This is a genomic window from Pseudomonadota bacterium, from assembly GCA_018823285.1.
In the GTDB taxonomy this organism is placed as follows: Bacteria; Desulfobacterota; Desulfobulbia; order Desulfobulbales; family JAGXFP01; genus JAHJIQ01.
The window spans coordinates 1-9,992 of the sequence record JAHJIQ010000023.1; the positions used below are offsets into that span (position 1 = coordinate 1).

Genomic DNA, 9,992 nt, shown 5'->3' on the forward strand with positions numbered 1-9,992 from the left:
TCAAGTCCTGGGTGGGAAACTGGTCGGTCAAACGCTGGGCCGAGACCACCAAGGAAGAGATCGAGGCGATGACCGTCAAGTATTGACACCCGTTCAATCTACCACCTCGCCCCGGGGAATAAGGGGAACATTGCTGGTGAAACATAAAAGCGGCCGGGATTAATAATCCAGGCCGCTTTTTTATTTGGTTGCCGTCAAATTGCCGCCGGTTTTCCGGCCAACAGGATACGCGGTTGATATTGCTGGTTGATACAAATAGCGGGGTGAAGCAGAACTCAGTTGGACCATCCTTCGACAAGCTCAGGATGAGCGGAATTACTATTAAACCGTTTATCCTTATATACTGATTATTCCGACATACCGCTCATCCTGATACCCTACATCCTGACCAGCCGATTATTCCGATATACCGCTCATCCCGAGCTTGTCGAAGGATGAAACAGCTCCTGTCGAAATATCGAAGAGCCGCTGTCTGCCATCGAGTGGGAATCAGCTTGCGTTTTGCCAGGCCATGCACATCGAGGGCCTGAATCCCTATCGATCAGGCCCTCCACCCAGGCTAAACCGTCTCAGCCGTTCAGGTTTTCATAGTGAAACCGAAACACCCTCTTCTTGCCGTCTTTCAGTTTCGTCCCGACTTCAAACTGATATTTGCCCTTCATATTGAGCGCAACGTCCACCCCGAAACTCCCGTCCATCGCCATCATCTTCCGGGGATCCAGCTCTTTTCCTTCCGGGTCGACCACCTTCACCGCGGCAAGTCCGGTATCAAGAGACTGCCCATCATCTTCCGTGGAAAACTGCACCATGAAATGATGAGTCTCCTTGCTTCCATATTCAGCCATCGCCGCCTTGATGTCCTTGAGGTGCGCCATAGCCTTGACGCCTTCCTGCAGATCGGTTTGCAGCATGATCGCGGTTGCAGTGGAGGCCATTGCCATTCCGGCGGTGCTGTCTTTGCCGGTCGAATGGTTCATCCCCGGCATCGCAAAGAGCGATACCGGCAATGCCGACACCAGGAAAAGGCAGGCCACACCTCCAATCATTGTTTTTCTCAGTTTCATAACCGTACTCCTTTTTTAAATGTTTTTATGAGTTGAATAATGCCTAAAGATCCGCGACATCTTCTTTACCTGTGGGAACGTAACTCTCGATAAGCTTCCGCCCCCGCCAGATAAAATAGATCACCGGATACACCAGAAGCTCCATGACCCCGGAGGTCACAACCCCGCCGACCATCGGGGCGGCGATCCGTTTCATCACATCCGCCCCCGCACCGTGACTCCACATGATCGGCAATAGACCGGCGATGATGACCGAGATGGTCATGATTTTCGGCCGGATTCTTTTCACCGCCCCGAAATGGATGGCCTGCACCAGATCCCCCCGGTTTTGCATCCTCCCCTTTTCGCGCCAGCCGTTATGGGCCAGGTCGAGGTAGAGCAGCATCACCACCCCCGTTTCCGCATCAAGCCCGGCCAGGGCGATGATCCCGACCCAGACGGCAACGGAGGTGTGGTAGCCGAGCGCGTACAAAAACCAGAATGCCCCGACCAGGGAAAACGGCACCGCCAGAAAGACGATGGCGGTTTTGATGATCGATCTGGTGTTGATGTAGATGATCACAAAGATAATCAGCACGGTCAGCGGAATCACCAGCAGCAACCTTTCCCTGGCCTTTTCCATATATTCGAACTGGCCGCTCCAGATGATGGAGTATCCGGTGGGCAACTCGATTTTTTCCGCGACTGCGGCCTGCGCTTTTTTGACATAGGTGCCGACATCAATCCCGGTGATGTCCACATAAACCCAGGCGGTACGACGGGCGTTTTCGCTTTTGATGCTCGGCGGGCCCTTCATGATTTTGATCTCGGCAACCTGCGAGATCGGGATGTGGGTGCCGTTCGGCAATGGCACCAGCACCCTCTCCAGGGAGGGCAGATTGTTGCGGTAATCCCGCTGATAGCGGATATTGATCGGATACCTTTCAAGCCCCTCGACGGTCTGACCGACATTCATCCCGCCGATCGCCGACTGGATCACATCCTGGACATCGCCCACCGTGAGGCCGTAACGGGCGGCGGCCGCCCGGTCCACCGTGAAATCGAGATAGTTGCCCCCGACCACCCTTTCCGAGTAGGCGCTCAGGGTGCCGGGGAGGGTGCCTACCAGCGCTTCGACTTTCTCGCCGAGATCACTTAAAGTCGCCAGGTCCTCACCCATGATTTTTATGCCGACCGGGGTTTTGATCCCGGTGGACAGCATATCGATCCTGGTCTTGATCGGCATGGTCCAGGCGTTGGTCAGCCCGGGAAACGAGATGGCATTGTTCAGCTCTTCGATCAATTTTTCGACCGTAATCCCTTTTTCTTCCGGCAGCACTTTACGGAGAATATCTGTCAGGGGAGCTGTCCATACCGGCCAGCTGCTGTAGAATCTGGCGGTTGGTATTTTTCGCCACTCGTTCTCGGGTTTCAGCATAATGGTTGATTCCAGCATTGACAGAGGGGCCGGATCAGTGGCAGTTTCAGCCCTGCCGATTTTCCCGAAAACCCGTTCAACCTCGGGGAAACTTTTGATGATGGCATCGGTCTGCTGGAGAATCTCCTTGGCCTTGGTGATCGAGACCCCCGGCATGGTGGTGGGCATATAGAGGAGGTCGCCCTCGTAAAGCGGCGGCATGAATTCCGAACCCATCTGCGAAAGCGGCCAGGAGATCGAGCCGATCAGAAGCATCGCGATCACAAGCGTTGTCTTGCGCCACTTCAGGACCAGATCGACACAGGGGTGATAGATCCGGATCAGCAGCCGGTTGACGGGGTTTGCGTGTTCAGGTTTGATTTTTCCCCGGATAAACCAGCCCATCAGGACCGGCACCAGGGTAATCGAAAGGAAGGCCGCAGAACCCATGGCATAGGTCTTGGTAAAAGCCAGAGGCTTGAACAACCGGCCGGACTGCTCCTGCAAAGCGAAGACCGGCACAAAGGAAACCGTGATCACCAGCAGGGAATAGAAAAGGGTCGGCCCCACTTCTTTGGCGGAATTCAGAATAATTTCCCAGTGCGGTTTTTTCTCCCGGTCCCGCTCGAGATGCTTGTGGGCGTTTTCAATCATGATGATGCCGGCGTCAATCATTGCCCCGATCGCGATGGCAATGCCGCCGAGGCTCATGATATTGGCATTGATCCCCTGGCCGTACATGATGCTGAAGGCCATCAGAATGGCAACCGGCAGAGTGATGATCGCCACCAGGGCACTGGGCAGGTGGTAGAGAAAAAGGGCGGTAACCAGGGCGACGACGATGCACTCCTCGATCAGTTTCTCGGTGAGGGTATGCACCGCCCGCTCGATCAGGCCCGACCTGTCATAGACGGTTTTGATGGTGACCCCTTCAGGCAGGCCGCTTTTGAGGGAATCCAGTTTTTCCTTCACCTTTTCAATCGTTTTGAGGGCGTTGCCGCCGAAACGCATGACGACGATGCCGCCGACGGTTTCCCCCTCGCCGTCAAGGTCCGCCGCTCCCCGCCGCAGTTCCGGGCCGATGGCCACTTCAGCCAGGTCCCTCACCAGGACCGGAGTCCCCTTTTCATCGGCGCCGATCACCACCTGTTCAATGTCTGCTACGGACTTGAAATACCCCCTGCCCCGGACCATGAATTCCGTCTCGCCCATCTCGACCAGGCGGCCGCCCACATCGTTATTGCTCTGCTGGATCGCTTTTCTGATCTGCGGGATCGACACCCGGTAGGCCAGCAGGCGTTCCGGATTGATCTTGACCTGATATTGCTTGACATAGCCGCCGATCCCAGCAACCTCGCTCACCCCTTCCACGGCGGCAAGCTCATAGCGGAGATACCAGTCCTGGATTGACCGCAGCTGCTGCAGATCGTGCCGGTCGCTCTCCAGCACGTATTCAAAAACCCAGCCGACGCCGGTCGCGTCAGGACCTAGGCTTGGGGTAACGCCCTTCGGCAGCTTTCCGGCCGCATAATTGAGGTATTCGAGAACCCGGGACCTGGCCCAGTAGATATCGGTGCCGTCCTCGAAGATCACATAGACGAAGGAGAAGCCGAAAAAGGAGTACCCCCGCACCACCTTGGCGTGGGGTACCGCGAGCATCTGGGTGGTCAATGGATAGGTGACCTGATCCTCGACCACCTGCGGCGCCTGGCCCGGATATTCGGTGAAAATAATGACCTGGACATCGGAGAGGTCGGGGATGGCGTCAATCGGGGTGTTTTTGAGGGAATAGCCGCCTGCCACGATCAGGAAGACGGTCAGGAGGATGACCATGAACTTGTTTTTGACGGACCACTCGATAATGTTTTCTATCATGCCGGACCTGTTCTCTGGGGAATTTTATCTATTGCCGCTTTCGTTTTAGAGGGTCAGTTAAAGAGAGATTCGATTTCGTCATTCTTTTTGTCATCTGTAAAAAGATCGTCAACCTTATCCTTTTCGCTTTGCCCGGAGAACCCGCTCTTTTTCGGTTCCAGCATTTTCTGGATTGCGGTCCGCAAGGTGCTTTCCGAGTCCAGCATAAACTGGGCCGAGGTGACCACCATTTCATCCGCCAGCAGGCCCTGGACAACCTCCAGATAGCCATTCTCGTCCTGCAGCCCGGTTTTGACAAGGCGCGGCTCGAATTTTCCGTGCCCCCGCTCGACAAAAACGGTCTTTTGCTCTCCGGAATTCAAAACCGCCTCAATGGGGATACTCAGCACATTCCGGACCGACTCCGAGCTGATCCGGACATTGACATACATGTCCGGCTTCAGTTCAAAATCCGGATTGTCCAGGTCTATCCTGGCCTTCACCGTCCGTGTCTTCTGGTCCACATAGGGATAAATGGTGCTGATCCGGCCGGCAAATTCCCTGCCCCGGTAAGGAAGCTGGACCCGGACGGCCTGTCCGACCTTGACCCAGGGGAGCTCATACTCATAGATATCCGCATAGACCCAGACTTTTGAGATGTCGGCGAGCCTGAACAGCTCCATCCCCGCCTTGACAAACACTCCCTCGCTCACATTCTTGAGGGTGACGATGCCGTCATAGGGGGCATGCAGAACAAGGGTTTTGGTCGCCTCCTGCTTGCGCTCAAGCTCCGCGATCTGGCGGTCGGAGATGTCCCAGTATTTCAGCCGCTTCCTGGATGAGTCCACAAGCCTGGCTGCCCCGGCGGAAATCACGGAGACCCCGCTCCCGGAAAGGGACGCCCGGTTGCGCAGGGCAAGAAGGAATTCTTCCTGCGCCGCCACCAGCTGCGGGCTGTAGATTTCAAGCAGGGGTTGCCCCTTTTTGACAAACCCGCCGGTTTCATTGACCAGGAGTTTTTCAATCCAGCCCTCGATCTTACTGTTGACCGAATACTGTTTCGGCTCCTCATAGCCGACCACCCCGACCGTGCGAATAGTGCGGGAGAGATCACGGGTGACCACCTTTTCACTGCGCACCCCCATGTTCTGCCGGGTGACCGGATCGATGTTGATCAACTGCCCGATGACCGATTCATCCTCGTAAACCGGCACAAGGTCTTCACCCTGCGGGGATTTCCCCGGCTGGTCCCTGATAAAACTCGGATCTCCGGCAGCGACCCAGTATTTGATTTTTCTCTCCCCCTGCACCCCTGCGGCAATGGTGGATTTAACGGGGGTCAGCGCCATCTGGCAGATCGGGCAATTCCCCGGTTCTTTGGTGATAATAAATGGATGCATGCCGCAGGTGTACTCCTGGTGCTCCTCCGTAAGGGCCTCACTCAAGGCGGTCTCGCCTGCAGGTTTTGCGGCAAATTCGAACCCGCCGAAAAGAAAAAGGCCCGCTGCCGCCGACACAAGGATGACCGCAGCCGCCACCGTTTTCATTGTCTTCATTCTTTTCATCCTTTAAGTATTCTGATGATTTGCCATTGCAAAAAAACAGCTCTTCCATTTCTAGAGAACAGCCCCGATTTCCGCTTCCAGTCTGGCGAGTCCCCGCCGACCGTCCAGCATGACCCGGTAGTATTCCAGTTCATAGTCATACACCGTCATGATGCTGTCGAGCAGGGCCAGAAAATCAATCTTGCCGACCTGGTAGCCGCTCAGGGCGGCCTCAAAGGTCTGGCGGGACTGGGGGATAAGGCCGCTCCGGTACAGCTCGACCTGTTTCTCGCTCTGCCTGATCTTGAGCACGGAGTCCTGAATATTGAGCCGCGCCAGGTTGCGAAAGTTGTCCAACTGGCGCTCCGCCATGTTGATGCCGGACTCCGCTTCCGCAACCGCCGCCTTTCTTTTGCCGAGGTGCAGCGGAATATCGATGCCGACTTCAATGCCGCTGAAATCCGTTCCGCCATCCGCCGGATTCGGTTCCCGAAAGGTGTAGCTCGCCCCCAGTTTGAAATCGGGCCTGAAATCAAGCCGTGCCAGCTTTTTCTGCAATCTGTTCTGCTCGATCAGCGCGAGATAGGATGAGTAAAGAGGCCTGTTTTTTTCAAAGGTTTGGTGCAGTTCCTCCGCTGTCGCGGCAAGAACAACCGGCTCCAGCTCGGGAAGGTCGGAGTCGGGAAAATCCAGTTGCTGGTCGGTGAGACTGTTCAGGTCGGCCAGGGCCCTTGCATACTGTTTATTGTAGGAGTACGTCCGGTCGATCAGCCGGGAGTGGGCGACCTGCGCCTTCAACACGTCCTGCAGCAATCCTTTGCCGATCTCGTAATTGGTTTCGGTCAACCGGACAAAGTCGTCGAGCAGCGCAAGATTTTTCTGCGTTATCTTAAGGGCGCGGTCGAAAAAGAAAAGGGAGTAGTAGGCGTCCTTGACTTTCCAGGCGAGCTGCAGTTTTTCATCCTCATACACCCCCTTGAACCAGAGGGCCTGCTGCTTTGATTTTTCTTTTACAGTTGAAAGCTTTCCGGGAAAAGGGAGGCTCTGACTGAGCTTTACAAGCTTGCCGCTCATCGGCGATTCATTGCCCGCCCACGAGTCAACAGGATAGTTGCTCAAGCCGAATGAAAGAGACGGGTCGGCGAGTACTCCCGCCTGGGGTACCTTGTTTTCATAAAGCTGCCACCGGTATTCGGCAGCCTTTAATTCCGGGTTGTGTTCAAGGGCCCGCTGCAGCAATGTCCCGAGAGCGAAATCCCCGGTCTGGGCCACCCCGGGTGAGGGTATCCCGGCAAGCAACAGCGTCCATGAAATTATAATTGTACCGATTGCTCTGTTCACTTCATCTCTCCTTTCACCCTTCGGGTATCAGTCTCGATGTCTCGCAGGCTCGCATCGGTAGGAGCAGGCAAGCTGCTCAACTGGAGCCGGTCAGGGTGAGCAAATCAGGTGCAACCAGCATGCCACGGATATTTATCAATTAATATCAATAAGTTAGCCAAACTCACCACCTGTAAAATGCAGAGAAGTATGCAAAAGCCAGCCGCCACTGAAGAATATTCTTCAATACGGTCGGCAACTGAAATGATAAGAAAACATGTGGGAATCAGGAGCACGTCTTGCCCATCTCAAAATGAGCCTGCCGGATGCTTCCAGTAATAAAATTTCGTGGAAAATGAAAACATGAGGCAGAAACCCGAGTTTCTGAAATGCATTGTCGCCATCCGTAACTAACCAACTGATTTGATGTCGATAACCACATTCCACGTTGACAGAATATCCCGAATGTGCAATTGTTCTAACAAATCACGGCTACCAAATGACAGCGAGTAAACGATAAAGCCAAACCTGTTGCGAAGCAGGGACGGAAAGTACCGGATCTTGGAATAAAGACAGCCGGACCGCCAAGGAATTTACTTTGGACGGGTTCGGCTTTTTTTATGAAAAATGGAGGGGCTCTATGAAAAAGACGGTTTTCACTATTCTGCTCGGAAGCATCTTTCTCTTCACCGGCACAACCATTGTTCAGGCGGACAATGACCGGCATCAGGACAAGAACAAGGATAAAAAAGAAAAACATGAAGACTGGACCCGGGGAAAACCCTTCCGGAATGTGCAGGAGCAGCTCGCGGATCTTCAGGCCCGGATCGATGCGATCCAGCTGACCGAAGGGCCGCAGGGACCGCAGGGAGAACCGGGCCCGATCGGCCCCCAGGGGCCGCAAGGACCGATGGGGCCGGCAGGAACGAAAGGCGATATTGGCCTGCAAGGGTTACAGGGCGTGCAAGGCCCAGTGGGCCCTGTTGGTCCTCAGGGAGAAACCGGTCCGCAGGGTATCCAGGGAGCACAGGGGCCCAAAGGTGACCAGGGCGATCCGGGGATCCAAGGCCCCGAAGGTCCGATGGGTCTGACCGGCCTGCAGGGTGAGCCCGGGCCGCAGGGTATTCAGGGAATTCAAGGCGAGCCGGGACCTCAAGGAGATAAAGGAGAGCAGGGGCCGATAGGACTGACCGGCCTGCAGGGTAATCCCGGACCGCAGGGACTCAAAGGCGATAAAGGGGATCAGGGAGATCCCGGCGCCCAAGGTATCCAGGGCATTCAAGGGCCTGAAGGGCCGCAGGGGATCCCGGGTGTTGCGGGGGCAAACGGCAGTGACGGACGAGATGGTCTGGATGGGTCAAATGGTCTCTCGGCATATGCGATCGCTCTGCAGAACGGCTTTACCGGCACGGAGGGTGAATGGCTTGTATCCCTGAAAGGTGACGCCGGAGCCACAGGAGCTACGGGACCGCAAGGGAATACCGGTCCTCCGGGCCCTCCCGGCGCCTCCGGCCCGCTTGCCAATCTGATCTGCGCCAATGGCCAGGTGGCCGTGTTCAGCGGCTCCTCCTGGGTCTGCGGTGATATGGGCTCGACATCCGCCAGTACTCCCACCGGGCTCGAGTGTCTCAGCCAAACTTCGGGCTTCCTGACTGGAGGAACAACCGGAGGAACTATAGGAACGGCCGCTCTTGCTCCCCGCCCCGATCAATACACCCGCATCTCCGGCTTCACTGTCGAAGTCATGCCGGGCGCGTCCGGACCGGACCAGACCTGGTCTGACATCTGCGGCGGGATCGTTACCGTGGAGCAGCTTTCCGGCGGAGTCGGGCAGTTTCCAGGCGGCCATCAGACAACAGGCAGAAAGGACATTACCGAACTCTATCTGACCGGCCCTGCAGGCGGAGGTGGAGACCCGAGATCAGTCCGCTCAAAAATTTTCACCAGCGATTTCAGCACCGACCTGTATCAGGGTGCAGCTGTCGCCAACATCACGATCTCCCCGCTTATAATCCCGGCAATCAGAATCGCCTCACCAAGATTTCCGGACTGGTATGAATATCAGCCCGGACCGCCACAGCCTGTTCAGATCGTCATGGAAGCAAATGTTGTTCCTGGAGAGAGCCAGGAGATGTGGTGGCAGGACGTCCTTCAAGGTCGGGCGATGCGAAAGGATGTCGTTGTCTATGCCTACGAACCGGCAGATCCCCTTATTCCGGCCCTGAGCTACGAATTCCGGGACTGTTCACCGACCGCCTTCAGTCAATACCCCGGATGGGAGAAAATCTCATTGGGCTGTGCGGTATCACGCATTTCTACGAAAAGAAGATATTTAGACCCGTGGCTTGATGCCGTATTAACGGGTCGCGCCGGCGATTACCTCCGGGACATGATTGTAACCTTCCTGAACCAGGACGGGACCGACAACTCCATGAAAGAGTACCGGGACGTTTTCCCGACCGCCTACTATTTCCCGAAATTCAACGCCCTGGAAACGGATATGGAAGCCAGGGAAACCTATTCATTCCAGCCGGGACCATTCATCCCGTAAGAAGCGGACCAGACAACAAAAAAAGGCTGCCGGAATCTTTTCCTGCAGCCTTTTTGTTTACGTCTGAACAAGAGGCCCTGCTTTTCGCCCTGCGGGGACTCACTTCAGTACCCCCTTGAGGGGTATAAGTCTCGATGTCTCACAAGCTCACTTATCGGTACGAGCAGACAAGCTGCTCAACTTAAGCTTTTCACCCTTCGGGTATAAGTCTCGATGTCTCGCAAGCTCGCTTATCGGTACGAGCAGACAAGCTGCTCAACTCA

At 55.5% G+C, this 9,992-nt stretch carries 5 protein-coding genes and 1 riboswitch; of the genes, 1 reads left to right on the top strand and 4 read right to left on the bottom strand.

The genetic code is table 11. From position 1 onward, the window contains the following. Nucleotides 1-569: 569 nt before the first annotated feature. From KKG35_06795 to KKG35_06810, 4 genes are read right to left on the bottom strand one after another with little or no spacing between them, the layout of a single operon-like run. Nucleotides 570-1,064, bottom strand: coding sequence for a hypothetical protein (locus KKG35_06795; protein ID MBU1737833.1), 495 nt, complete (start codon nt 1,062-1,064; stop codon nt 570-572). A 43-nt stretch (nt 1,065-1,107) separates the two neighbouring features. Next, the gene (locus KKG35_06800; GenBank protein ID MBU1737834.1) at nt 1,108-4,335 is read right to left on the bottom strand and encodes a CusA/CzcA family heavy metal efflux RND transporter; all 3,228 of its coding nucleotides are present in this window, start codon (nt 4,333-4,335) and stop codon (nt 1,108-1,110) included. A gap of 53 nt (nt 4,336-4,388) precedes the next feature. After that, nucleotides 4,389-5,870: an efflux RND transporter periplasmic adaptor subunit gene (locus KKG35_06805; protein MBU1737835.1), complete on the bottom strand. Its 1,482-nt coding sequence runs from the start codon at nt 5,868-5,870 to the stop codon at nt 4,389-4,391. Between the two features lie 60 nt (nt 5,871-5,930). Beyond that, nucleotides 5,931-7,199 (bottom strand): TolC family protein, encoded by a 1,269-nt coding sequence (locus KKG35_06810; GenBank protein MBU1737836.1) that lies wholly within the window; start codon nt 7,197-7,199, stop codon nt 5,931-5,933. A 490-nt stretch (nt 7,200-7,689) separates the two neighbouring features. Beyond that, a riboswitch (cyclic di-GMP riboswitch) is annotated at nt 7,690-7,767 on the top strand. A gap of 51 nt (nt 7,768-7,818) precedes the next feature. Between KKG35_06810 and KKG35_06815 the strand changes: the two genes are divergently transcribed. Continuing rightward, complete coding sequence (locus KKG35_06815; GenBank protein ID MBU1737837.1) at nt 7,819-9,729, top strand: collagen-like protein; 1,911 nt, start codon at nt 7,819-7,821, stop codon at nt 9,727-9,729. Nucleotides 9,730-9,992: the final 263 nt, after the last annotated feature.